Source organism: Paracoccaceae bacterium Fryx2, from assembly GCA_032334235.1.
GTDB lineage: Bacteria > Pseudomonadota > Alphaproteobacteria > Rhodobacterales > Rhodobacteraceae > JAVSGI01.
Map to the genome: position 1 here is coordinate 15,694 of JAVSGI010000002.1, position 23,663 is coordinate 39,356.

Annotated in this window: 21 protein-coding genes; 9 read left to right on the forward strand and 12 right to left on the reverse strand. The window is 69.2% G+C overall.

The window, feature by feature from the left end:
- Positions 1-40 precede the first annotated feature (40 nt).
- Positions 41-1,078, reverse strand: a complete 1,038-nt coding sequence (locus tag RNZ50_00735) for a hypothetical protein (GenBank protein ID MDT8853578.1) — start codon at positions 1,076-1,078, stop codon at positions 41-43.
- A gap of 341 nt (positions 1,079-1,419) precedes the next feature.
- On the opposite strand from RNZ50_00735, the gene RNZ50_00740 reads away from it, so the two are divergent.
- A complete protein-coding gene (locus RNZ50_00740; protein MDT8853579.1) occupies positions 1,420-3,084 on the forward strand; it encodes a methyl-accepting chemotaxis protein in 1,665 nt (554 codons plus the stop codon).
- Between the two features lie 227 nt (positions 3,085-3,311).
- Here the strand turns inward: RNZ50_00740 and RNZ50_00745 are convergent, their stop codons facing one another.
- Together RNZ50_00745 and RNZ50_00750 are read right to left on the reverse strand one after the other, a co-directional pair.
- The gene (locus RNZ50_00745) at positions 3,312-4,421 is read right to left on the reverse strand and encodes a ParB N-terminal domain-containing protein (GenBank protein ID MDT8853580.1); all 1,110 of its coding nucleotides are present in this window, start codon (positions 4,419-4,421) and stop codon (positions 3,312-3,314) included.
- Positions 4,418-5,722 carry an AAA family ATPase gene (locus RNZ50_00750; GenBank protein ID MDT8853581.1) on the reverse strand — a complete coding sequence of 435 codons (1,305 nt, stop codon included), beginning with the start codon at positions 5,720-5,722 and terminating at the stop codon, positions 4,418-4,420. The genes RNZ50_00745 and RNZ50_00750 overlap by 4 nt, the downstream gene beginning before the upstream one ends.
- A gap of 490 nt (positions 5,723-6,212) precedes the next feature.
- On the opposite strand from RNZ50_00750, the gene RNZ50_00755 reads away from it, so the two are divergent.
- The 7 genes from RNZ50_00755 to RNZ50_00785 all read left to right on the forward strand — a co-directional run bounded on the left by RNZ50_00755 (position 6,213) and on the right by RNZ50_00785 (position 14,329).
- Entirely contained in the window at positions 6,213-6,917 is a 705-nt protein-coding gene (locus RNZ50_00755) for a hypothetical protein (protein ID MDT8853582.1), read from the forward strand.
- A 233-nt stretch (positions 6,918-7,150) separates the two neighbouring features.
- Entirely contained in the window at positions 7,151-7,705 is a 555-nt protein-coding gene (locus tag RNZ50_00760; GenBank protein ID MDT8853583.1) for a hypothetical protein, read from the forward strand.
- 9 nt (positions 7,706-7,714) lie between these two features.
- Positions 7,715-8,335 carry a hypothetical protein gene (locus tag RNZ50_00765; protein MDT8853584.1) on the forward strand — a complete coding sequence of 207 codons (621 nt, stop codon included), beginning with the start codon at positions 7,715-7,717 and terminating at the stop codon, positions 8,333-8,335.
- 82 nt (positions 8,336-8,417) lie between these two features.
- Complete coding sequence (locus RNZ50_00770; GenBank protein MDT8853585.1) at positions 8,418-8,978, forward strand: hypothetical protein; 561 nt, start codon at positions 8,418-8,420, stop codon at positions 8,976-8,978.
- 62 nt (positions 8,979-9,040) lie between these two features.
- On the forward strand, positions 9,041-12,373 hold the full coding sequence (locus RNZ50_00775; GenBank protein MDT8853586.1) for a LamG domain-containing protein: 3,333 nt from the start codon (positions 9,041-9,043) through the stop codon (positions 12,371-12,373).
- Entirely contained in the window at positions 12,351-13,367 is a 1,017-nt protein-coding gene (locus RNZ50_00780; GenBank protein MDT8853587.1) for a hypothetical protein, read from the forward strand. Before RNZ50_00775 ends, RNZ50_00780 begins: the two co-directional genes overlap by 23 nt.
- The gene (locus RNZ50_00785) at positions 13,364-14,329 is read left to right on the forward strand and encodes a hypothetical protein (GenBank protein MDT8853588.1); all 966 of its coding nucleotides are present in this window, start codon (positions 13,364-13,366) and stop codon (positions 14,327-14,329) included. Before RNZ50_00780 ends, RNZ50_00785 begins: the two co-directional genes overlap by 4 nt.
- Here the strand turns inward: RNZ50_00785 and RNZ50_00790 are convergent.
- The 9 genes from RNZ50_00790 to RNZ50_00830 all read right to left on the reverse strand — a co-directional run bounded on the left by RNZ50_00790 (position 14,256) and on the right by RNZ50_00830 (position 23,116).
- The gene (locus RNZ50_00790) at positions 14,256-14,945 is read right to left on the reverse strand and encodes a UTRA domain-containing protein (protein ID MDT8853589.1); all 690 of its coding nucleotides are present in this window, start codon (positions 14,943-14,945) and stop codon (positions 14,256-14,258) included. The two genes, RNZ50_00785 and RNZ50_00790, sit on opposite strands and share 74 nt — an antisense overlap.
- Positions 14,942-16,219, reverse strand: a complete 1,278-nt coding sequence (locus RNZ50_00795; protein MDT8853590.1) for a hypothetical protein — start codon at positions 16,217-16,219, stop codon at positions 14,942-14,944. The genes RNZ50_00790 and RNZ50_00795 overlap by 4 nt, the downstream gene beginning before the upstream one ends.
- Before the next feature lie 4 nt (positions 16,220-16,223).
- Entirely contained in the window at positions 16,224-17,552 is a 1,329-nt protein-coding gene (gene hisD / locus RNZ50_00800) for a histidinol dehydrogenase (GenBank protein MDT8853591.1), read from the reverse strand.
- 14 nt (positions 17,553-17,566) lie between these two features.
- Positions 17,567-18,367, reverse strand: coding sequence for an ABC transporter permease (locus RNZ50_00805; GenBank protein MDT8853592.1), 801 nt, complete (start codon positions 18,365-18,367; stop codon positions 17,567-17,569).
- Positions 18,364-19,308 (reverse strand): ABC transporter permease, encoded by a 945-nt coding sequence (locus RNZ50_00810; GenBank protein MDT8853593.1) that lies wholly within the window; start codon positions 19,306-19,308, stop codon positions 18,364-18,366. Before RNZ50_00810 ends, RNZ50_00805 begins: the two co-directional genes overlap by 4 nt.
- A gap of 51 nt (positions 19,309-19,359) precedes the next feature.
- Positions 19,360-20,466 (reverse strand): PotD/PotF family extracellular solute-binding protein, encoded by a 1,107-nt coding sequence (locus RNZ50_00815; GenBank protein MDT8853594.1) that lies wholly within the window; start codon positions 20,464-20,466, stop codon positions 19,360-19,362.
- The gene (locus RNZ50_00820) at positions 20,463-21,611 is read right to left on the reverse strand and encodes an ABC transporter ATP-binding protein (GenBank protein ID MDT8853595.1); all 1,149 of its coding nucleotides are present in this window, start codon (positions 21,609-21,611) and stop codon (positions 20,463-20,465) included. Before RNZ50_00820 ends, RNZ50_00815 begins: the two co-directional genes overlap by 4 nt.
- Before the next feature lie 147 nt (positions 21,612-21,758).
- Positions 21,759-22,520, reverse strand: coding sequence for a glucose 1-dehydrogenase (locus RNZ50_00825; protein ID MDT8853596.1), 762 nt, complete (start codon positions 22,518-22,520; stop codon positions 21,759-21,761).
- Positions 22,521-22,660: 140 nt separating this feature from the next.
- A complete protein-coding gene (locus RNZ50_00830) occupies positions 22,661-23,116 on the reverse strand; it encodes an Rrf2 family transcriptional regulator (protein MDT8853597.1) in 456 nt (151 codons plus the stop codon).
- Positions 23,117-23,287: 171 nt separating this feature from the next.
- Between RNZ50_00830 and RNZ50_00835 the strand changes: the two genes are divergently transcribed.
- Positions 23,288-23,662 carry a hypothetical protein gene (locus tag RNZ50_00835; GenBank protein ID MDT8853598.1) on the forward strand — a complete coding sequence of 125 codons (375 nt, stop codon included), beginning with the start codon at positions 23,288-23,290 and terminating at the stop codon, positions 23,660-23,662.
- Position 23,663 lies beyond the last annotated feature (1 nt).

Below are 23,663 nucleotides of genomic sequence, written 5' to 3' on the forward strand. Positions count from 1 at the left end.
GCAATAGGCCCTGCCGCCGCCACAGGCAAGGTTGCGGCGTTCACAGCTTCGCGGTCCAGACCCGGTAGCGGCCCTGCCCCGTCACCTCGCGGATCAGCCCGCGCCCCTGCATCAGCGTCAGATTGCGCTGCACCGTGGCGCGCCCCGCCCCGGTGGCTTGTTCGGCCAGCGGGGCGCTGACCATCGGCCAGGCCGCGAACTGCGTCACCAGCAGCGCCGGGGTGCGGCCCTGAAGATCGGCCAGCGCAACCCCGGCCCGCCCGGCCCAGTCGGCCACCCGGTCCAGATGCAGCAAGGCGGCCAGCACCGACCGTTCCGCCCCGCCGAGCCAGAGCGCCAGCTTGTCCAGCACCGCCCCGCCGCCCCGCCCGCCGGCAAAACCCGCATGGGCCAGCGGCACGAACACCGCCCCGCCCCGCCCCATCCGCGCCGCCACCCGCGCCGCCAGCACGGCGGCCTCGATGTCGCGGGCCGGGCCGCCCTGCCCCTGCATCCGCCAGCCGTGAAACAGCGCCGCCGACCGGGTGACCGGGTGCAGGTGGTCAAGCCCGGTGGCAAGCTCGTCCAGGTCTTCCAGCCCGTCAGGCACGGCGCCCTGCGGCCCGTGACGGCCGAGGAAGGCCGCCATCCCCGCCTCCGGCCCCGGCCCGCCGGCCAGACGGCGCAGCGCCCAGGCGGCGCGGGTCAGCGCCTGGCTGTCGTCCAGCGCATTCGCCAGCCGCAGCCCCTCCCACAGCGCCAGCCGGTCCAGCGGCACGCGGTCGCCTGCCCACCAGCTCAGCTCGGCCGCCTCCAGCAGCGCCAGCCGGTGCCGCCAGCCATCCGGCCCGGCGCGCAGCCGTTCGTCCAGCGCCCCGAACAGCACCGCCACCGCCGCAAGCTCTGCCGCGAGGTCCGCCTGCGCCGCCGCCCAGGCGCGCGGCTCGATCAGCGGCCTGCGGTCGGCGCGCGGCAGGGGGATGTCCTGGGGCTCCGGCTCGAACCACGGATCATCCGCATCCGGCTCGGGGTCATAGGGGCCGGGGCGCGACAGGTCGTCGTCGCCCGGGTCTTTGGCATACAGGGTTCTTTTGCGCATAAGCCCGTTTTCGCGCAGAAACGGTCAGCACTCAAGCCCCATGCACGGTCGGCCCCGGGGGCGCGAAGGGCGAAGGGTGGCACCTGCCCTGCGCCTTGCTGCCCCGTGGCCACCCGTCAGGATCTTGCGACCGCCCGCCGATCCACCGCAAGCCGGCTGATCCCGCATCGGACACGCCGCCCGATCGCAGCCTGATCGCAACGAATCGCCCGGGCGTTATCCGGCTGTTCATTTCCCTGATGCCACTCTCGGGCAGCGGCATGTGACCGGGTCGTCCTCCCGGCCGGTGACATCCGGCTTCCCTCCGGACACGGGCCACCACCTCAGGAAAGCGAGCGTGCATGAAACTGACGATCAAACTGAAACTCGCAGCCACCTTTCTGCTGATCTTCTGCCTCGCCGGCATGGCAATCGCCCTTGCGATACATGACCTGCGGCTTGCGAACCGCGCGGTGGACGATCTGGTGCAGGTGCAGTTTCACCGCACCCACCTGTCGGAACGGCTCGACGCGCAGCAACTGACCTTCAGCGTCACGCTGCGCGACTACGTGACCGCCGAAACGCCCGAGGCGCGCAAGGTCCAGAAAGACCGCATCATGGACCTGCGCGCCGCCATGACCGACAGCATCGCAAGGCTGACCGAAGCCGCCGACGCCGAGGGTCTGCGCCAGCTGGAATCCTACAGCGCATTGCGCAAGATCGCGGCGGGCATCAACGATCAGGTGTTCCGGCTGGCCGATTCCGGGCAGACCGCCGAGGCGTCGCGGCTGCTCGTCACCGGTTCGAACCCGGCAATGACCGACCTTGCGGCCGTGCTGTCCGACTTCCGCGCGCATTACACGCTCCAGACCGAACGTGCCGCCGCGCGTGCCGATGCGGTGCTGGCCGAATCGATCCGGACCCTGCTGATCCTGTCGGGCGCCGCAGCTCTGCTTGGCAGCCTCGCCGCCGGCTGGATTCTGGCCGCCATCGGCCGGGGCTTGAACCGCGCCACCAACCTGACGCGGCGGGTGGCCGGCGGTGATCTGGTCGCTGTCGAGGACGTGCGCGGCCAGGACGAGATTGCCGTGATGCTGACCGCCGCCAACGCCATGGTCCTGAAGCTGCGCGACGTGGTGGGCGACGTTTCCGCCGCCGTGCGCCAGGTTGCCGACGGCAGCACGCAGATCGCCGCCACGTCGGAACAGCTCAGCCAGGGCGCGACCGAACAGGCCTCGGCCACCGAACAGGTTTCCGCCTCGATCGAGCAGATGGCCGCCAACATCGAACAGTCGGCAGACAATGCCGCGCAGACCGAACGCATGGCGCTGCAATCGGCCGACGATGCGCGCCTCTCGGGCCGGGCAGTGGCCGAGGCGGTGCAGGCCATGCAGCAGATCGCCGAGCGGATCATGGTCGTGCAGGAAATCGCGCGGCAGACCGACCTTCTGGCGCTGAACGCGGCCGTCGAGGCGGCGCGGGCGGGCGAACATGGCCGTGGCTTTGCCGTCGTTGCCTCCGAGGTGCGCAAGCTGGCCGAACGCAGCCAGGTTGCCGCCACCGAGATTTCCGCCCTGTCGGGCACCACCGTCCGCACCGCCTCGGCGGCGGGCGACATGCTGCAACGGCTGCTGCCGGACATCGAGCGCACCACGGCGCTGGTCTCGGAAATCTCTCTCGCCTCGCGGGAGCTTTCGACCGGCGCGGCGCAGATCAGCAGCGCGATCCAGCAGCTTGATACCGTCACCCAGCAGAACGGCGCCGCCTCGGACCAACTGGCCGCCAGCGCCACCGAGCTTTCCGCCCAGGCGCGCCAGTTGCAGGAGACCATGGCCTATTTCCGCACCGAGGCCGCCGCCCCGGAGGAAGCTGCGCCTCGCCTCGCCGCCGATGCGTCAAGGCGGCCGCAACCCGCAAGCCGCAAGCTGGCATTGTCCACCCCGTCACGCGGTTTCGCTGCCGTCCGGCCACAGGGCGACGCCGATTCAACCCCGCGCGCGGCCAGTTCGGCCGGGGGTCGGCGCTGATCCCGGCACAGGGCCGCGCGCCGGCCCGGCAACGGGCCGGCCGGGTTTTCATGGGCGGCCTTCGGTCTGTGCCAGCAGCAAAATCCGGCCGTTGTCGGCCGGACATTCCGTGCCGTTCGCCCGGAAGCGCGCCCAACGCCAGCCACTTAACGCGCTGCCTGCTCATATGCTCGAAATATCGCCATAACGGGCATTACCCCCCACCATCCCCGAGCGCCGAAAGAGCGTCATCTTTCCCCGCGGGGAAAGCCCGGCGGGCGGTCCAGCGCGGCAAAGAACGCTTCCAGCGCAGCCTCCAGCCGCGCCCGGTCCAGCGCCGAGAAATCTCGGTCCAGCCGCAGTTCGACCTTGCCGTAAGAGGCGGTGCAGCGCGCCTCGCCTTCCGGGCGCGGCAGGCGCAGCGTGGTCTTGCTGCGCGGCCGTGATGCCGGGGACGGGGCAGCCGCCGACGGCACCTTTGCCCCCTGCCCTTCGGCAAAGCCGCGCAGGATCGCCAGTTCCGCCTCGACACTCCGCCGCCCCGCGCCCTGCAAGGCCCGCGCCACCGCAGCGGCCAGCCCCGGCTCGGCCTCGATCCGCTGCGCCAATGCCAGTCCCAGCGCGCGCGGTATCGCCTCGGGATGCTCCAGCACCTTTTCCAGCGCGCGCATCAGCCCGGCAAAGCGGCGGATGTAGCTGCGCTTCTGCGCCGCGGCCGAGGCAAACAGCCGGTTCACCGCCGTATCCAGATCGGGGCAATCGGTCGCCGGGTCGTCGGCATAGGCCCGCGCCAGATTGGCCATCTCTGCAAACGAGATGTCCTTGCGCACCATGTTCTCGTCGACCATCCGGCGGTAGAGCGTGTCGAGTGTCTCGCCCCGCGCCATCAGCCCGGCCGGGATGCGGGCAAAGCTTTCGTCGCCGGTTTCGGCCAGCAGTTCGCGGTAAGCCGACAGCCGCCGCCAGCCCTGCACCAGCTCGTACCTCTCGGGCCCGACCTGCTCGACCCGGATCGGGTTCGACAGGCCAACGGCGCGGATCGAGGCTTTCAGCTCCTCCAGATCGTCGCCGCTCCGTCGGCTGCGGTCGCGCAGCAGCTTGCCGACATGCACCTGATCCAGCGGAAGCGCGTCGATCACCAGCCCCAGTTTTTTCAGCCGCACGAATTCATGCGCCAGCGCGTCGTTCTCGGCGCGGATGCCCGCTTCCTGATCCTGCCGGTGCCGCAGCGCCTCGGCATTCTCGCCGATCGCGGTGGCCATCGGGCCGCGACGAAAGCCGCCCATCGACTTGGTCTCAAGCTCGGGCATCGGGTCTTCGGGCAGATCGACATCGAACATCCGGCGCTTCTTGGTCATGCCCGGTCCTCCAGCTTGTCCCATGCGGCGCAGACGTTGGTGCGGAATTCGGCATAGGCGTTGTCGAACGTCGCCCGCGCCCGCCGCCATGTTTCGCGCGTCATGTCGCGGTAGTCGATCTCGTAAACCGAACTGAGGAAGCGGCCCGACTGCTCGACGGCGCGGGTGTGTTCGATCGGGTTCAGCGTGACCCTTTCGCCGAACACCTTGCGGAACGCCTCGAACATGGCGCGGTGCAATTCGTTGCCCGGCTCGAACCGGGTCAGCAGGAAGCGCACATCCAGAAACTCCTTCGGCAGCGGAATCTTCCCCGCGGGGAAAGCGCCCTGAAAGGCCGACAGATCCTCCAGCGCCTCGGCAAGCTGGCCGATGAAGGAGGTGGTGCTGTCGTATTCCCAGTAGCCGGGGCCCGAGGGCACATAGAGCACATCCGCCGCGAAGACCGCGTTCATCGACTGGTAACCGATGGCGGGCGGGCAGTCGAAGATGATCATGTCGTAACTGTCATCGGGCAGGGCATCGAGATAGCGCGACACGGCGGCAAAGAACGACCAGTCGGGGTTGACGTGGCGGTACTGGGCGCTGGCGAATTCGACGAAGGCCGCGTTGGCGCAGCTTGGCACGATGTCGATGGTCGACCAGCAGGTCGGCTTGATGAAGTCGGTCACGCGAAGGTCGCCAAGGCCGATGTCGGTGATCGAGGCGGGCAGGCGGCGCTGGGGCAGGGCGGCGCCGCTTTCCGCGCCGCGGGCCGAGCGGTTCATCCGGTCGGTCTCGCGGATCAGGTCGCGCGCCATGATGCCCCAGACGGTGTGTTCCTCGTTCACGTCGCTGAGGCCCATCGAATGCGACAGCGTCGCCTGCGGGTCGAAATCGACGCAAAGCACGCGGTAGCCGTCCAGCGCCGCAGCATGGGCGAAGTGCAGCGCCACGGTGGACTTGCCGGCCCCGCCCTTGAAATTGGCGACCGCCACCCGGATCGCCCGCTTGCCCGCCGGACGGTAGGGTTGCAGGGTCTTGCGGTTGACCTTCATCTTGCGCCGCATCTCGTTGATCTCTTCCAGCGAGAACCAGCGTTGACGGCCGTCTTCCTCGACCGCGCCGTCGGGCAGACCGGGGTCGGCGGCAAGGCGGCCGCGGAAGGTGGACTGGTTGACCTTGAAGATCAGCTCCGACACCTCCCAGGAGGAAAACCGGCGAAGGGTCTTTTCCATCCCGGGCGAGAAGGTCTGCTTGCGGATCCAACCCTGCATCTTCAGCGAGCTGTCGCGCAGCTCTTGCAGGTCTTTGTAGGAATACATGCTCGCCTCGTTGTTAATTCCTGCCTTTTGCGAAACTACGCCGGATTTGCGTCTGAAGCAATTTCATTTATCCTTTGCCCGGTCGCTTCCCCGCGGGGAAAGGCGGGTGTCGCAAGCTGCGCCGCGAACAGGTTTTTCCCGCCCCGGCACGGGGCAGGTGATTCGGATAAGCTAAGGGGAGCGGGCAGCATCTTGGGGGGACACTTGGGCCGGCCCACGGCATGATGGGGTGACATCCGGACGTTTTGCGGGGACACCCTGCATGGCCCCCAATACCAGTGAACCATTTTCAATCGGAAGATGCGGGGGATAAAGGCAGCATCCGATGGCCTGGGAACAGACGGCGCTTGACAGAATCGAACAAGCGGACGCAAATACACTCAATCGGTGAAAGAACGTCGAGTTGCAGCCACCCGACAGCCCGAACCGGACGGACCGACAGAGTCCACCAGAGGCAAGCCGCGGGTCCGCCCCGGCGAGAGGAGCGGCGATGAAACAGCGCAAACCCGTCGGGCGGGCGGCCTCTGCCGCGAAATACGACCTGCTGACCGCGCTTGGCACCCATGCCTGCCAGGGCGACAAGCACAGACAGCGCCTGGTGCTGCGCCTGATCACCCTGATCGTCGCGCGCTACAACTGGCAGACCGACGAAATCGCGGTCGGCCAGCGCGAGATGGCCCGGCTGTGGGCGGTGGACGAACGCACCGTCAAGCGCGATGTCGCGCGGTTGCGGTCGCTGGGGTGGCTGGTGCAGCGGCACGCGGCGGTGCGCGGCCGGGTGGCGGTGCACGGGCTGGACATCGCGGCGATCCTGCGGGCGACGCAGGACGACTGGCCTGCCGTCGGGCCGGACTTCGTTTCGCGCATGACCCCCGAGGCCGCGGCGGAACCGGCGGGCAATGTCGTGCCGTTCCGCCCGGCCGGTGCCGCCCCCGACGCAGAGCCGGGCGACACGCTGTGGGGTCGGGCGCAGCGGCGGCTGATGGCGGAAAACCCGGCGCTGTTCACCGCGTGGTTCCGCCCGCTGGTCGAGGCGGGGCAGGCGGACGGCGTGTTCGACCTGCTGGCCCCGACGCGGTTCCATGCGGTGTTCGTGACCACCCATCATCTGGCGCAGGTGCTTGCGGCCGTGCAGGCGCAGGATGCCACGATCCGCAGCGTGACGGTGCGCGCCGGGCAGGCTTTCGGGGGCTGACATCCGCCACGCGGCGCGGCGCACCGGCGGGTCCGGTAGGGCCTGATATGCCGCAGGTTGAAGGCCCCCGGCGATGGTTCTTATCGGAAAAGCTTTGCCGGAAAAGGACTTGACAGGTAGTTGCTACCGCACGTTTCTGCCGATTGGCAGAGGCGGTTTTGTCTGGCACACTCAATTGCAAGCTGAGTGATTCCATTTCCGACGCTGCATTCCACCAAAGGGAGATCAAGAAGATGGCTGCATCCGCGTCCGACTTTGTCGGCGGTGTTCTTGCTTCGTTCGGCCTTCCTGCCGAAATCGACACCCCCGATCTTGCCGCAAGATCCGATGGCACGCGCATCGTGATCGGTGACGACCCTGCCACCTGGCCCTTCCCGGTCCGCACGGTTTCCAGCCCGTCGCTGGCCCAGATCAAGACCTGGATCGGCAACCCGGATGCGACCGTGCAGCAACATGGCGTGAAGCTGGTGGCCGCGGCGGACCTTGCCCGGATCGCCGCCGACACGACCGATCCCGACCAGCTTTCGGCGGCGGCGCGGCAGTATGTCTTTGGCGACAGCGCGGCGGCGGCGCATCTGCTGCCCGCGATCGAAAAGCACCTCGGTCCGTTCGAGGTGCATCTGGTGGCCGCTTCGGTGATCAAGATCGCGCCGGGTCAGACGCTGGTGTTCGAAGGCTCGACGCCCAAGGTCGTGACCGCCGATCAGCTGATCTTCGAGGGGCCGGGGGCCAACATCGAATCCTTCGTCAACCTGTCGATGACGGTTCAGACCGTCATCGTGAACTAGGGGGCGGGCATGGTCAGCGACACGCCACGGCAGATGAACATCGGCGGCGCCACCGGCCCGGATTCGCCGCCCTCGGGGGCGGGCGGGGCCGGGGGGCAGGGCCCGAACGGCCAGAGCCAGGAAAAGGACTGGAAGGGGTCGGAGACCCGATCGCAGCAACCGGGCGGCACCGGCGGCACCGGCCAGCCCGGGGTGGCGGGCGTTGCGGGTGGCAACGGGTCGGGGGCCAATGACACCACGCTGCATCTGGGCGAGATCCAGGGCACGCTGCTGCTGCAGGTCGGCGGCGGGGCCGGCGGGATGGGCGGCAATGGCGGCGCCGGGGGTGCGGGCGGCACCGGGGGCAATGCCAACGGCGGCCAGCACCAGGGGGCGGGCGGCCAGGGCGGCAACGGTGGCGCCGGGGGGGCCGGCGGCAACGGCGGCAACGGGGCCACGATCACGATCTACACGACGACGCCGACGGCGATTCAGGGTGTGGCGAACCAGTCGGTCGGCGGGGTCGGCGGCCTTGGCGGCGCGGGCGGGGCCGGGGGGGCATCAGGCTACCAGGCCGGGGCCAGCGGCAGCGCCGGACCGCCGGGCGCACCTGGGATGCCGGGGACGAAAGGCACCATCACCTTCGCATGAACCGGCACAGGGCGTCGGATGCCGGGGCGGGGGTAAGCCCCCGCCGCACCCTCACGCACATCTTCTGGAAAAGGAGCGTTTGATGTCGGTCTCCCAACCCAACAATGTCTACAGCATCACCATCGGCGGCACCGACGGGGTCGTTGGCGCGGCCGGGGCCGCGGGCGTCGCGGGGCCGGACGGACCGCCCGGAAAACCCGCGGAAAAGGACTGGCGCGGCAATGTCACCAGGGATGCGGTGCCGCCCGGCGGGGGCCAGCCGGGGCAACAGGGCACGCCCGGCAACAACGGCGGTCCGGGGATGCCGTCACAGGACGCGGTGCTGCGGTTCGGTGACATCCAGGGGGCGTTCTCGCTGAAGGTCAGCGGCGGGGCCGGGGGCAACGGCGGTGCGGGGGGCAATGGCGGCAACGGTGGCGCGGGCGGGGCCGGGGTTGCGGGCGCCGCAGCGGGGGCCGGGGGCGGCAAGGGCATGGCGGGCGGCGCCGGAGGCAACGGGGGCCCGGGCGGTGCCGGTGGCGCGGGCGGGGCAGGGGGCGCGGGAACGCCGCCCGGCACCTCGGGCATGGCGGGCGCGGGGGCGGCCGCCGGGCTTGCGGGACCACCCGGAGCCAAGGGCGTCGTGACCGTCGTCAACCCCTGACTTTCCTTGCGGAAGGGCTGCCGGAGCGCCGCCCGTTCGATCAACAAACCGGAGCATCGGACATGACTGATGTCACCGCCTACGCGGCGCAATTCGACGGAACCTCGGCCTATGCCCAGGCGCCCGGGGTTTCGGCCTATGATTTCGGCACCGGCGATTTCACCATCGAGGCCTGGGTGCTGACCACCGGGGGCGGGCCGGTGGCGACGCAGATGGGATCGGATGTCAACACCGGGGCGGGCTGGGGCCTGTTCGTGCTGCCCGACGGGCGGCTGGAGCTGGTGACGTTCAACGCAGGCTCCAGCGTCACGGCCACGACGCAGGTTGCGCCCGCGACCTTTGACGGAAGCTGGCACCACATCGCGGCAGTGCGGGTCGGGGTCGACATGATGATCCTGTTCGACGGGGTGCCGCAGGTGCTGCAACTGGAGATCAACGGGGTGCCGCCGCTGAACGTCAGCGGCAACCTGCCCTTGACCATCGGGGCGACGACGCTGGTCGGCGCGCAGACCGGGCGGCAGTTCTTTGCCGGTTCGATCGACGAGTTCCGCCTGTGGAACGTGGCGCTGCAGACGTGGAAGATCGACCAGAACATCTACCACGTCGTCACCATCGACCGCGAAAATCTGGTGGCGCTATACGGCTTTGACGACAAGACCGGCGCCGACAGCTCCGGCAAGGGCAACACGCTGAGCTTTCAGGGGCCGGTGCTGTTCACCGACCCGGCCTTCTACTTCGTGCCCGAGGGGCAGCCTTTCATGGCGGTGCAGGTCAGGCTGATGCAGGATTTCCACCTTGATGCCGCCAACCCGTCGGCCCCGCCGACCGAGGTCAAGGCGCTGCGGGTGGCGCTGTCGCCGCGCGCCTCGGACGGGCAGCGACAGGCGGCGGCGCTGACGCTGAGCACCGATGTCGCGACCACGATCCATACGCAGGGCCGGTCGGTCGCCATCGGGCCCGCAACGCCGGTCACCCTGCAGACCAACAGCCTGAACCAGTTGAATGTCGCGCTGTTTCTGGAGGATGACAGCCTGGTGGCGCCGCTGCTGAAGGTTCATGCCGATTTCATGGAGGCCGGGGAAAGCATCCTGGTGCCGCTGGATCGCCAGATCCATTTCACCCTGTCGCAGGTCAGCGGGGCCGACCTGCAGGACGTGGACGATCCGCTGCTGGCCCCGGCGGTCTTTACCGCAGCACAGGCCGACGCGGTGGCGGCGACGGTCAGCAACGTGATGGCGGCGGCAGTGCAGCACGACATGCAACCCGCCGACGAGATGTATCGCGCGCCGGGCACGCCGCTTCGCCGCAGGTCGCTGACCTCGCGCCGGGTGGTGCTGCGGGCCGATGCGCCGGGCGCGCCCGAGCGCGAGAACTACCTGCCCGTCGAGATGGAAAACCCGCTGCTGATGCCGCAGAGCGATCTCTTGCGCTGCCACTATCTGGCGCAGGATGTGGCGGTGGAGCGGGTGGTGATTCCGACCTTCATGCCGGTGCCGCATTTCCGGTTCGACGTGCAGAGCCGCAGCTTCACGCCGCTGACGCAGGCGCAGGCTGGGGCGGCGATCATGTCCCGGATGGCCTCGCCGCACATGCTGACGGCCCTTGGTGCCGATGGCGCAACGGAGGAACGGCTGGACGGCATCTCGGATCTTTGGGACCAGTTCGTGGCGGGCGTGCTGAACGTGGTGGACTGGGTGGTTTCGATCGGCCAGAGCATCGTCGAAGGGGTCCGGGTGGTCATTGCCTACGTGGCCGACGGGGTGACGAAGTTCTTCGACTTCGTGGTGGCCACGGTCGTCGAGGCGGCGGAATTCGTGGTCGGCATGTTCCGCGCCATCGGGGTGGCGCTGGAAAAGGTGATCGACTTCCTGTCGGCACTGTTCAACCCGGCCGACATCCTGCGCACCCACCGGGTGCTTTACAGGTTCATGCAGGAAACCAGCACCTTCGGGCTCGCCTGCCTCAACGACATGAAGACCAGCGCCGACGCGATGTTCGACGATGCCCGGACCACGGTCGACACCTATTTCGATCAGGCGATTGCCCGGCTTGGCGCCAGCACGGCGGCCGATCAGGGCGAGGGGGCGGCGCTGAACCAGCCGCCCTCGGTTCAGGCGGATTACGTCAACCAGAACGTCGCCGAATCAAACATGCAGGCCCCGGGCAACGTGACCAACGCGCCCTCGGCCGCGGTGCTGGATACCGCGGCGACCGGGATCGTCGGCGGGGCAGGCGCCGATGTGGCGACCCTGAGGACCAACAACCAGACCGCGATCACCGCCTATGCCTCGGCCTCGGACGATTTCATGAACGAGATCATGGCGACGCTGCTGACCGTGCTGAAATCCTCGCTCGACATGGCGATAGACGTGGCCAAGGCGGTGACAGATGCGGTGCTGGATCTGCTGATCGCGTCGTATCAGCTTGTCACCGACATGGTGGACACCCGGCTGGATGTGCCGCTCCTCACCTGGTTCTACGAGGAATTCATCTGCGCGGGCGACGGGTCGAAGCTGAGCTTTCTCAACCTGTTCGCGCTGGCGGGGGCGGTGCCGCTGACGATCCTGAACAAGCTGTTCCAGGGCAGCGCCCCGTTCTCGGCGGCGTTCGAGACGAAGTTCATGACGCAGACGTGGCAGGACTACGGGTTCTACCACCTGCCGAGCGCGATCCGGTCTGGCCTGACGCCGCGCCGCGCCGAGGCGTTTGCGGCGCTGGAAGGCACCGACGATCCCGACTGGAAGGACAAGCTGGCCTATGCGCAGGGCTTCATCTTCTCGGTGTCGGTCGCAGTGTGGTTCGGCGGCGTGGCCTTCAAGGATTCGACCAATGTTTCGGTGCTGGACCCGGGCTTTTCCACCGTTTCGATGACCCCGATCGTGGTGGGAGAGTTCGTGGCGCAACTGGCGTCCTATCCGATCCATGACAGCTATCCGCCGAATTCGGCGGCGGCGCTGGAGGTTTCGATCTGGTCGCTGCAATGGCTGCCCTTCGCGATGGATGCCGGCGATCTGGGCCTTGCGGTGAAGAAGCCGCCGGGGGCTGCGGCCTATGTGAACACGGCACAGAACGGGATTGTCGGGGTCTGGGGGATCATCCATGCCTCGATGTTCGTGGCGCTCTATGTGCTGGAGCTGATCGCGCTGGTGAACGACACCACCAAGAGCCAGGCGCAGAAGATCGGCGATGCGGTCGACATCGGGTTCAAGGTGTCTTCCAACGTCACCAGCACCGCGCCGGAGTGGATCGGCTTTGCCCGCTATGGCATGGCGGACCCCGAGGTGAAGGCTGCGGTGGTCATCGTCGATGTCGTGGCGGCGGCAGGGGTGGCGCTGATCACGCTGGGCCGGACCATCGCGGCAATGGTGCGACATGCCCTTATCCAGCCGCGCTGAACCGGGGCAGGGTGGCCCGGCGCTGGGGCGCGCCTTCGCGGCGGCGGCGGCGGCTGCGGCCGACCCGTGGCTGGCGCGCCACCTTGGCCCGGTGCTGGCGCGCTATGCCCTGGATGGCGGGTGCGGCGTCTCGGGCCTGAATCACGACGGGTCGCCGTTGCAGCTTTGCCTGGGCCTGCGGGCCGACAGGGCGGGGTGGCGGGTGATCCTCGATCCGGCGTTGGGGCCCGGCCCCGCGCAACTGCGCCATGACCGCGCCCGCCGCGCGCTGGCCCGCGATCTGGCGGCGCAGGGGGCGGCCGGGGCCTGGCCGGAGTTTGACCGGCTTCTGGCGGACTGCGGGCCGGATGCCGCCCTGCCCGCAGCGGATTTCGCGCACGGCGCGTTCTGGGTCGGTGCCGAGATCGGCGGGCCGGGGCGGGCGATCTATGTCGATGCCGCGGCCCGGCCCGCTGCCGAAGGCTGGGCGCGGGCCGCCACGGCGTTTCGCGCCTGCGCCGCTGCCGAAGGCGAGATCGGCCCGACGCTGGCGGCGCTGGCGGATGTGGCGGTGCCATCCTCGGTCGGGATCGAGGTGCGGGGCGGGCAGCGCCGGCTGAAGCTGCATTGCCGCCTGCGCGCCGCGCCGCCGCAGGGTGCGCTGGCCGCGGCCCTGCCGATGCTGGCCGACTCCCGGCTGCTGTCGGCGGTGGCGGCGCTGATGCAGGGCGGGCCGGGGCTGAGCCTGCATGGCTTCGTGATCGAAGCGGCTTTCGATGCGGAAACCGGACTGCTGGGCGATGCCAAGCTTGACCTTGCGATGCCGGAGCTTTGGCCGCCGGCGGTCGCGCTTCACCGCAGCCGCGCCGCGGCGGCCGCGCTGGGGGTAAACTGGCCCGACACGTCGGTGGCGCGGCTTTCGGGCTTTGCGCGGCTTTCCTATGTCGGGATCGGGCGGGGGGCGGACGGGCAGACCCGGCTCAACCTGTATTTCAAGCCCGCCCCCCCGCCATGACGCCGGACCGCGACCTGATCGCCGCGGCGCTGCGGGCCGGGGCCGGGGCGCTGTGCCGCCATCAGGCTCCGGGCGGGCTGTGGCGCGACTATGACCTGCCGGTGGGGGTGTCGGATGAATGGGTCACGGCGCTGGTCGGGCTGTGTCTGGCCGGGGTTGCGGCGGTGGAGCCGTCGGCCCGGCCCGCCGCCGCCGCCGCAGAGTCGGCGTTGACCGGCGGCCGTTGCCGCCCGGCGGGGCTGGGCTTCAACCGTGCCGTGGCCGCCGATGCCGACAGCACGGCGACCGGGCTGCTGCTGGCGGCGGCGCTCGGAAGGCCGCCCCATCCGGCCGATCCGGGCTTTCTGGCGGCCCATGTCCGGCCGGATGGCGGGGTTGCGACCTTTCATGGGCCGCTGGGCTGGGGGCGCGGCCACGCCTGCGTGACCCCCGTCGCGGCGCTGGCGCTCAGGGCCTGCGGGCAGCCCTTGCCGGGCGGGATTGCGCCATATGCCCGGCGGATGCGCGGCGATGATGGCTTCTGGCCTGCCTATTGGTGGCCCGGCCCGTTCTATGCCACCGCCGCCTGGCTGCGGCTGGGGGCGTCGTGCGGGCTTGACCTGCCGCCGCCGGCCCGGCCCCTGGCCCATCCGATCCATACCGCCATGGACCTGGCGCTTGCGCTGGAGATTGCGCTGCACTGGCAGGCCGACGCTGCCGGGGATCTGGTGGCGGGCCTGCTGGCCTGTCAGGGCAGCGACGGCCGCTGGCCGCCCAGCCGCACCCTGCGCGTGACCGACCCCGACTGCACCGATGCCGCCGGAGCGACCGGGGCGCTTTACGCCGACCATGCCGGGCTTGTCACCACCGCGATGGCGGTGCGGGCGCTGGGGGCCGTGCTGGCCGGGGCTAGTCGGACTGCGGCGAGAACCGCGCCACCATCTGATGCAGGTTGCCCGGATAGCAGAGTTGCACCCGGGTGACGCCGGTGCCGGAAAACTCGGTGCGCCGATCAACCACGAGGCAGGCGGTTCCCGGCGTGATCTGCAACGCCCCGGCCAGCGCCCGGCCGGCGCCGATCGCGCTGACGCGGTGTTCGGCGCCGCTCCATGGCGTGGTGCGCAGCAGCCAGCCGCCTGCCCCTTCGGCGGTGAAATCCCGGCCCTCGGCCTCGGGCACGGCGGCAAGGTTGATCAGCCGGTCCTCGTGGCAGTAGGGCAGGGAGTCGGCGCAGTGCAGGCAGGTCAGCGCCAGCAGCCGGGCCTCGCCAAGGCCGTCGTCGGGGGTGGCGGGCCGCACCTCGCGCGACAGCAGCCGGTAGGAATAGCGGCGGCCAAGCCGGGTGATGTCACGTTCGATGTCGGTGATCTCCATCACCGCCGACTGCACGCGGGGCAGGCAGACCACGGTGCCCGACTTGCGCCGCCGTTGCAGCAGGCCCGCGCGGGTCAGCTGGGTCAGCACCTTGTTGACCGTCATCCGCGACACGCCGTAGTGGCTGGCAAGCTCGGTCTCGAACGGGATGCGGAAGCCGGGTTGCCAGACCCCCGTGAGGATGTTGGCGCGCACATCGTTCAGGATGCGGTCGTGCTGCGTCATGCCGGCGAGCGGAGGCGGTCGAAAAAGCGGGTCATGCGGTCCTGGCCGGCCAGCGGGGGCGACCCGGCCGCCAGCGCCACGGCAAAACCGATCGCGCTGGAGGTCGGGCTGTGCGCCCCGCCGCCTGCGCGCAGGTTCATCACCAGCGTCGGGCAGAGGAACAGCGCCAGCCGCATCACGCTTTCCCAGTCTGGCGGCAGCATCCCCGCCCGCGCCAGCGTCGCCAGCCACGGCCGCCAGTAGCGGTCGGCCTTGACTGCCAGCAGGTCGTCGCGCAATCGGCTGGGGGCAAAGTCGGTGTCGATGTGCAGGTGCGTGCCGTCGTGGCGGGCGGTGGAGTGGAAGCGGTCGGTCGCAAGCGGGCTGTCATACAGCCAGAACGGATGCGCCAGCGCGTTGTGGAAGGTCGCCTTGATCTCGGCCATGAGCGAGGGCACCCGTGCCCCGGCAAAGGCCGGGTCGAACAGCACCAGCGCATCGCCGGGCCCGCGCCGTTCATACCAGACGTTGGCATTGTGCGCGTCGCCATGGGCCACGATGCCGCCCGCATCGGCCAGCCGGGCGGGGTTCAGCCGGGCGTGGGCGGCGGCGAACAGGGTGGCGATGCTGTCGCGGTATTCGATGCCGTTCAGCACCGGGCGGGCGGTGGCGAAGGCGTCCCACGTCAGGCTTGCGCCCGGCAGATCGACCGTCCGGCCCAGATAGAACGACGCCAGCCTGCCGCCGGGCCAGTGGCCGGTTGCCGGGTCGGTCAGGCGCTGGTGGAACAGGCGGTGAATCGGCTCGGCGGCCGATTGCGCGGGGGTGATGGCGGTCAGGCTGGCCTGCGCCACGGAAAGCAGGTGGTCGTTCAGCGCGGCCTCGGCCTCCAGCGCCCGGGTGGCGGCGGCGGCATCGGGCGCCAGATCCAGCGCGCGCAGCACGTCGGAAAAGCGCGGGTCGCTGCGGCGGGCATAGACCAGGATCTGCTCGCCCGGCAGGGTGGAGGCCAGCAGCGGCAGGTCGACCGGCAGGCCCGCCCGCGCCAGGATGTCGGCGCGATAGTATTCGCCCGGCATCTCGGCCTCGCCTTCCTCCTGATGGAACTTGAAGAAGTAGCCCTTGCCGCCCGCGTCGAAAAATCCGTTCAGCGAGTTCAGCGAATACTGGTCGTGGTTGATCGTCAGATTTATAGGCACCAGCGCGAACAGGTCGCGCAGCAGCGCGGTCAGCGCGGCGATGGCGGCGGCGCTGTCGGTCGCCGCAAGGGCGCGGATTTCGGCGGTGCGCGACACCGGGTCAGCCGCGCTTGAGGTAAGGCGCGCGCATCGCGGATACCGCGTTGGCATGGGACGAGAAGCCCTCATACAGCGCCAGCTTCCCCGCCTGATCGGCAAAGGCCGGGTAGGCGGTGGCGGTGACATGGCCGATCGACGAACGCTTGACGAAATCGCTGACCGACAGCGGCCCCCAGGTGCGCGCCCCGCGCGAGGTTGGCAGCACCGCGTTCGGCCCCAGCCCGAAATTGGCGATCGACACCGGGGTGTGGATGCCCAGCAGCACCTCGGCGGCCTCGGTGATCCGGCCCAGATGCTCGAAGGGTTCGGTCGAGAGGATCTCCAGATGTTCGGGGGCATAGTCGTTGATGAAGTCGTAGCTTTCCTCAACCGACCCGGTCAGGATGATCCCGCCAGAGGCCCCGCCCAGCACCGCGTTGGAAAACGCGACCCGCTGCGGCGTCATCGCGGCCCAGTGGCCGGGCAGGGCCTCCAACGCCTGTGCGGCCACGCGGCGCGAATGGGTCACGAGCCAGGCCGAGCTGTCGGGCCCGTGTTCGGCCTCGATCAGCAGATCGAGCGCCGCCAGCCCGCCATGGACGGTGTCATCGGCAAAGATGATCGCCTCGGAGGGGCCGGCGGGCAGGCCGGGGTTGATGATGTCGGCCAAGAGGCGCTTGGCGGCCACCACCCAGGGGCTGCCCGGCCCCACGATCTTCAGCGCCGGGCGCACGGTTTCGGTGCCGTAGGCCGCCGCCGCCACCGCCTGCGCGCCCCCGGCCTTGTAGACGGTTTCCACCCCCGCCAGCCGCGCCGCGACGAGCGTTGCGGCATCGACCCGGCCATCGGGCGCGGGCGGGGTGAAGATCGCGATGCGCGGCACCCCCGCCACCACGGCCGGAACCGAGGTCATCATGGTGACCGAGGGAAACGACCCCTTGCCGCGCGGCACATACAGCGCGACGGACCGGATCGGGGTGAAGCGGTCGCCGGCAAAGGCGCCGGGACGGATTTCCTTCATCCACATCGGCTCGGGCGCCTGTTCCTGATGGAAGCTGCGGATGTTGTCGATGCCGAACCGGATCGCTTCGACGATTTCGGGCGAGACCAGCGTGAACGCCTCGTCGAATTCGGCGGGGGTCACCTGCAGCGTCTCGCGCGTCAGGCTGGCGGCGCCGTCGAGCGTCTGGCCGAAGCGCACAAGGGCGGCGTCGCCTTCGGTCCGCACCGCCTCGATGATCGGGGCGGCGCGTTCCAGATAGGTCGCAAGGTCGGCCTCGGACCGTTTCAGCAGGGCGGCGCGCTGCGCGGCGGTCAGGTCGGCAAGAACATGGAAATTCACGGGTTTCATCGGGGTGCCCTCGGTCACTTGGATTTCAGGAAGATGTCGAGCCCCACCAGCCAGTCGAGCAGGGCAATCACCAGCGCCGCCATCACGATGAACACCACCGAGATCGCCGCAAGGTCCGGCGTGATGATCGAGCGGATCGAGTTGTAGATCTGCACCGGCAGGGTGACGATGCGGGCATCGACCAGCAGCAGGCTGACGAGAAACTCGTTCATCGCAAGGATGAACATCAGAAGCGAGCCGGTGATGATGCCGGGCATCACCGCGGGCAGGGTGACGGAAACGAAGGTCTGCACCCTTCCTGCGCCGCAATTGGCCGCCGCCAGTTCAAGGTCGGGGTCAAGGGCGGCGGCGCTGCCGGTCACCGCCCAGATCATGAAGGGCAGGTTGATCACCGCGCAGGCCACCCCCAGCGGCCACAGCTGGCCCAGCATCCCCGCCTTGCCGAAGGCCAGCATCATGCCGATGCCCGACCCGATCAGCGGCACGGTGAAGGGCAGAAGCAGGTAGATCTGGATCGCGCCCTCGAACCGCAGCCGGTATTTGGTCAGCGCCAGCCCCGCCAGCGTGCCGACCGGCAGCGCCACCGCCGTGCAGATTGCGGCCACATAAAGCGAGCGCACGAACGCCTGCCGCAGGTCGGCAGCGGCGGCGATGCGGGCATACCATTCCAGCGAGAAACCCTCGGGCGGAAAGGCGATCATCCGCCCCGAGGTGAACGACGCGCCGATCACCACCACGGTCGGCGCCGACAGCATCACCAGCGCCAGCGCCACCAGCCCCCACATCACCAGAATCTGCGACCGGCTTACGTTCATTGCCGCGCCCGCCCCATCGCCAGCGTGCCCGCGCCGAACAGGGTGAAGATCACCCCCACCACCAGCGACCCCAGCGCCACCAGCATCAGCGTCAGCGCCGCCCCCACCCCCTGATCCGAGGTGCGGAAGAACTGGTCGTAGATCGTGTTGGCCACGAAATCCTGCCGCCCGCCGCCAAGGATGGCGGGCATCGCGAAATCTGTCAGGGTCAGCGTCACCACCACCAGCCCGGCGCCGATCAGGCCGGGCCGCGCCATCGGCAGCACGACATGCCACATCGTGCGGCCCCAGTTGGCACCCAGCGACCCGGCGGCGGCCTCGGTTTCCTGCGGAATCGCGGTCAGTGCCGGGGCCAGCATCAGGACGGCAAAGGGCAGCATGTATTGCACCAGCCCGAAAATCACTGCCTGATAGTTGTAAAGCAGCCGCTGCACCGGCACGCCCACCAGCGCCAGCGCGTCGTTCACCATGCCCTCGTTGCCCAGGATGATCAGCCAGCCATAGGCCCGCACCACCTGCCCGATGAAGAACGGCAGGAACAGCGCGATCAGCAGCAGCTTGCGCAGGCTGGCGTGGCGGGTGCGGACCATGACGTAGGCGTAGGGAAAGGCCAGGATCAGCGTGAACAGCGTCACCAGCACGGCGCCCAGCACGCTGCGCCACAGCACCGTCAGATAGACGCCCTGCGACAGCACCGTGCGGTAATTGTCGAGGCTGAACGCCTCCGAGGTGCGGAAGGTCTTGCGGTCCAGCGTGTGCAGCGAGGCGTCTGCGATCTGCACCAGCCCGACCAGCAATATCCCCACCAGCAGCAGCGCCGGGGCGATCATCAGCCAGCCGGTGAAGCGCGACAGCGACCGGGGGAACAGCCGGTCGGCCACGGACTCGGTGAAATCCATCAGCCGCCAGTGCAGCGGATAGGCGGCGCGGGGTTTGGGCATGGGGGTTCCGTAGGGTAGGGGGGCCGCCTCGCGGCGGCCCGGAAGGCAGGCTCAGCCCTGCATGATCGCCTTGAACTTGCCGAACCAGTCGCTTTCGTTTTCCACCTGAACCTGCGCCGAAACGCGGATCAGCCTTTCGAAGTCGGCGGGCTGCGTCGGGTAGGAGGCATCGCCCACCAGATCGGCCGGGGGGGTCAAGCCGGGCACCACCCCGGGCAGGCCCAACCCGTCGAGCCAGACCTGCTGCGCCTCCTTGGTCAGGGCGAAGTTGATGTATTGCTTGGCCCAGTAAAGCTCGTTCTCGGGCAGGCCGACCGGAATCCACAGCCCGTCGGTGTCGAACTTGGCGCCCTCGACCGGGACCGTCCAGGCGATGTTGACGCCGTTCTTGCGCGCCTCGCGGGCGTTGGTGGAAATGGTGCAGGCGGCGTCGATCTCACCATTCTGGAACCAGGTGGTGAAGTCGGGGTCTTCGCCCAGCAGCGGTTCCTGCGCCTTCATCTTCTCGACGAAAGCCCAGCAGGCATCCATGTTGCCCGGAATATCCTCCAGTGTGCCGCCGCCCGCGACCTGCGCCGGGAAGTGGAAGCCGATGCCGTCGTTATAGAGCGCGATCCGGCCCTTGAACTTCGGGTCCAGAAGCTCGGTCCAGGATTTCGGCGCGCCGTCGGGGAAAGCCTCGGGGCGGTAGGCCAGCACGTAGACATAGCCGTAGGTGTTGACGATCGGGTAGCCCTCTACCCCGACCGGCTTGGCCAGATCGGTGGTGCCCGCCAGATTGCTGAGGTCAGACAGGTCTTCGGCCACGCCGCGCAGCGCCGATTTGGTGGCGTTGGTCGTGGTGTCCCAGTTGATGTGGATCGGCGGCACGCGGCCCTGTGCGGCGGCGGCCCAGACTTTCGGCTGAATCTCGTTGTCTTCGGTCAGGTCGTGGCGGATGGTGATGCCGGTCGCGGCGGTGAAGGGGTCGGACACCCCGGCCTTCAGCGCCTCGACCCACGATCCGCCCCAGGCGCGGACGATCAGTTCGGCGGGCTTTTCCGGCTCGGCGGCCAGCGCGCGGCCCCCCGACAGCGACGAGATCAGGGCAGCCCCGCCGAAAGCGGCACCGCCGCGCAGGATGGCGCGGCGCGACAGGGGGCGTGGGGTGTGGGTCATGGGACTCTCCTTGTTGCGGTTTGTTGGATTTGGGTTTGGGCCGGAAACAGGATCATGTCGGCGCGGTTCCATCCGATCGCGACCGTCTGGCCCGGCCCGATCAGCCCGAAATGCACCGCGTCGTGATGGTAGATCTGCACCACCTGATCGCCAAGCGCGGGAAGGGCCACCTCGTAAAGCTGGCGCTCGCCTTCGAAGATCACGTCGCGCACCCGGCCCGCAAGAACGGTATCCAGCACCGGCAGCCCCGCGGCATCGGGCGCGATGCGGATCTGTTCGGCCCGGATGGCGCCGCGCACCGGCGCACCCGCTGACACCGCGCCGCGATGGATGGCGGCACAATCGACCCCCGCCACGGAAAGCCCGTTCGCCGTGGCCTGCCCCGACAGGAAGCTGGTCACGCCGATGAAGCCCGCCACGAAAAGGTTGGCCGGGTCGCGGTAAAGATCAACCGGCCGGGCGTTCTGCTGGATGCGCCCGCCGTCCATCACGATGACCTCGTCCGAGACCACCAGCGCCTCGCGCTGGTCATGCGTCACGTTGATCGTGGTCACGCCGAGTTCCTTCTGGATGCGGCGAAACTCAAGCTGCATCTCCTCGCGCAGCTTGCGGTCAAGGGCGGCCAGCGGTTCGTCGAGCAACAAGAGGTCGGGCTGGAATACCAGCGCGCGGGCGATGGCGACGCGCTGCTGCTGGCCGCCCGACAACTCGTGAATCCGCCGCGTTCCCAGCCCGCCGAGCCGCACCAGTTCCAGAAACTGCGCCACTCGGGCGTCGATCTCGCGCGCATCCCAGCGCCGCATCTTCAGCGGGAAGGCCACGTTCTGCGCCGCAGTCAGGTGCGGAAAGAGCGCCAGCTTCTGGAACACCATGCCGATGGCGCGCTTGTGGGGGGCGACCTTGCTGACCGGCTCTCCGCCGATGAAGATCTCGCCGCGCGTGGGGGTCTGGAAGCCCGCGATCATCCGCAGAAGCGTGGTCTTGCCCGACCCCGACGGCCCGAGGATCGTCAGAAACCGGCCCTTCGCCAGATCGAAGCCGGCATCGGCCACCGCCAGCGCGCCACCGCCGAAATCCATGCAGACCCCGCGCACCGAGACGGCCGGGCGGTCGGTTGCGGGCAAGGCGGCAGGGGCAGAGGACATGCGTCAGGCCATTTCAAAGGGCGAGGGACGGCCCGCAACAGACCTGCGCCAGCCACCGGCAAGCGTAACGCGGCGGATTCGTCATGTATAGACTTGATCGGCCCGGAAGGGGCGGTTTGCCACGCCCCCTGCCCCCTCCCCGGCCGGTCAGATCGCGGCCAGATAGCCGCCGTCGATGCCAAGGCACTGCCCGGTGACGTAACCCGAGGCATCCGAGGCAAAGAACACCACCGCCCCCGCCAGATCGTCGGGCAGGCCAAAGCGCCCTTGCGGGATCCTGGCCAGCATCCCGGCTGCCCAGCCCTGATCGGCATAGAAGCCTTCGGTCATCGCGGTGCGGAAATAGCCGGGCGCCAGCGCGTTGACCCGAACGCCGCGCCGCGCCCATTCCGCAGAAAGCGCCCGCGTCATGCCCAGCAGGCCCGATTTCGACGCGCCGTAAGGCACCGCCGTCGGCACCCCGACGTATGAGGTCAGCGAACACAGGTTGATCACCGACCCCGCCCGCCGTGCCAGCATGTGCCGCGCCACGGCCTGCGTCAGGAAGAAGGCCCCGCGCAGGTTGGTGTCGAGAATCGCATCCCATGTTGCGGGCGTCAGGTCTTCCGAGGGGCAGACCTGTTCCATCCCGGCATTGTTCACCAGCACGCCGATCGGGCCGAAACCGGCCTCGGCGGCGTCGATGGCCGCCTGAAACCCTTCCGGCGCGCGCATGTCCAGCGCCAGCGGCAGCGCCCGCCGCCCAAGCGCGCGGATCGCGGCGGCGGTATCCTCCAGCGCCGCGACATCGCGCCCGGTCACCACCACATCGGCCCCCGCCTCTGCCAGCGCCAGCGCCATGCCCCGGCCAAGGCCCCGGCTGGCCCCGCTGACCAGGGCGTTCCGGCCGGTCAATCCGAAAAGCTGCATGTTCACCCCCGTTTTCCCCAGAGGTGCCCGCAATACGCCCCGCTTGTCCAGCCCGCTTGCGGCGGTGCCGAGGGTGAAACAGGCGGGCGCCCGGTCAGGTCGCTGACCCGGGGCGACTGGACGGCGGGGCAGGGCCGCGATCATGGGAAGCGGCGCACCGGCTGAAGTGCGCCGCTGGACGGGGTAACGAAAAGGTCGGGGCGCAACAGAACGTCGGCCAGCGTGTAGCGGTCGAAAACCCCGAGAAAGGCGTGCAGCGCCTCGTGGCCGATGGTGGGCAGGCGGCAGGGCCGGGTTATCGCGCAGGTGTTGCCCTCCAGAAAGCATTCGAACAGGCCGAAATCGGGCTCGGTGCTGCGGATGACGGCCCCGATGTTGATCAGATCGGGCGCGCGGGCCAGTTCGAACCCGCCGGTTCGTCCGCGGTTGCCATGCAGGAAACCCGCGCGGCTGAGGTGCAGCACCACCTTCTTCAGGTGCGCCATCGAGATTCCGAAATGCAGCGCCGCGTCCTCGATGGTGGTGCGCTCGCCGCCCCTGGCCGCGACATAGATCAGGATGCGCAGCGAATAGTCGGTGAATTTGGTCAAGCGCACGCCTGAATCTCCTGGCAAGGACGGCCGATGATGCTGCGGTATGGCGCGCGCCGGGCGCTGTCCTTGATCCGCATCATGGATTTCCGGCAGGGGCGGCCCCGCGCTAAAAAAGATATTATATTTGATCTTTATCAAGGCGAGGGTCGGAATCACCGGTAAAGGTGCAGCATCATGCGAAGCATCCTGCGGTCCCTTCTGTGCCTTGTTCTTGCCTGCACCCTTGCGGTGGCAGGGGCGGCGCAGGCTGCGTCGGGCGTGGCCATGGCGCAGACCGGCCTCGGAATGACGATGGTGCTGTGTGGCGGCGAGGGGCCGCAGACGGTGGTGATCGGTCAGGATGGCGTGCCGGTTCCTGCGTTGCCGAAGACGGATTGCACCCGATGCCCGGCCTGCCTGTCTGCCCCGCTGCTGGATGCGGCAGCACCGGCAGGGCCGCAGCGTGCGGCACCTTCTGCCCGGCGGCTTGCCCCGCCGTGCGCCACCCCTTCGCCCGTCAGGCCCCTGGCGATCCGCCAATGCGCCCGCGCGCCCCCGATCAAGGTCTGAC

What these genes read in the sequence shown, in the direction of transcription:
- RNZ50_00735 (MDT8853578.1), bottom strand. Translation starts at nt 1,078, where the DNA reads ATGCGCAAAAGAACCCTGTATGCCAAAGACCCGGGCGACGACGACCTG.
- RNZ50_00740 (MDT8853579.1), top strand. Translation starts at nt 1,420, where the DNA reads ATGAAACTGACGATCAAACTGAAACTCGCAGCCACCTTTCTGCTGATC.
- RNZ50_00745 (MDT8853580.1), bottom strand. Translation starts at nt 4,421, where the DNA reads ATGACCAAGAAGCGCCGGATGTTCGATGTCGATCTGCCCGAAGACCCG.
- RNZ50_00750 (MDT8853581.1), bottom strand. Translation starts at nt 5,722, where the DNA reads ATGTATTCCTACAAAGACCTGCAAGAGCTGCGCGACAGCTCGCTGAAG.
- RNZ50_00755 (MDT8853582.1), top strand. Translation starts at nt 6,213, where the DNA reads ATGAAACAGCGCAAACCCGTCGGGCGGGCGGCCTCTGCCGCGAAATAC.
- RNZ50_00760 (MDT8853583.1), top strand. Translation starts at nt 7,151, where the DNA reads ATGGCTGCATCCGCGTCCGACTTTGTCGGCGGTGTTCTTGCTTCGTTC.
- RNZ50_00765 (MDT8853584.1), top strand. Translation starts at nt 7,715, where the DNA reads ATGGTCAGCGACACGCCACGGCAGATGAACATCGGCGGCGCCACCGGC.
- RNZ50_00770 (MDT8853585.1), top strand. Translation starts at nt 8,418, where the DNA reads ATGTCGGTCTCCCAACCCAACAATGTCTACAGCATCACCATCGGCGGC.
- RNZ50_00775 (MDT8853586.1), top strand. Translation starts at nt 9,041, where the DNA reads ATGACTGATGTCACCGCCTACGCGGCGCAATTCGACGGAACCTCGGCC.
- RNZ50_00780 (MDT8853587.1), top strand. Translation starts at nt 12,351, where the DNA reads ATGCCCTTATCCAGCCGCGCTGAACCGGGGCAGGGTGGCCCGGCGCTG.
- RNZ50_00785 (MDT8853588.1), top strand. Translation starts at nt 13,364, where the DNA reads ATGACGCCGGACCGCGACCTGATCGCCGCGGCGCTGCGGGCCGGGGCC.
- RNZ50_00790 (MDT8853589.1), bottom strand. Translation starts at nt 14,945, where the DNA reads ATGACGCAGCACGACCGCATCCTGAACGATGTGCGCGCCAACATCCTC.
- hisD (MDT8853591.1), bottom strand. Translation starts at nt 17,552, where the DNA reads ATGAAACCCGTGAATTTCCATGTTCTTGCCGACCTGACCGCCGCGCAG.
- RNZ50_00805 (MDT8853592.1), bottom strand. Translation starts at nt 18,367, where the DNA reads ATGAACGTAAGCCGGTCGCAGATTCTGGTGATGTGGGGGCTGGTGGCG.
- RNZ50_00810 (MDT8853593.1), bottom strand. Translation starts at nt 19,308, where the DNA reads ATGCCCAAACCCCGCGCCGCCTATCCGCTGCACTGGCGGCTGATGGAT.
- RNZ50_00815 (MDT8853594.1), bottom strand. Translation starts at nt 20,466, where the DNA reads ATGACCCACACCCCACGCCCCCTGTCGCGCCGCGCCATCCTGCGCGGC.
- RNZ50_00820 (MDT8853595.1), bottom strand. Translation starts at nt 21,611, where the DNA reads ATGTCCTCTGCCCCTGCCGCCTTGCCCGCAACCGACCGCCCGGCCGTC.
- RNZ50_00825 (MDT8853596.1), bottom strand. Translation starts at nt 22,520, where the DNA reads ATGCAGCTTTTCGGATTGACCGGCCGGAACGCCCTGGTCAGCGGGGCC.
- RNZ50_00835 (MDT8853598.1), top strand. Translation starts at nt 23,288, where the DNA reads ATGCGAAGCATCCTGCGGTCCCTTCTGTGCCTTGTTCTTGCCTGCACC.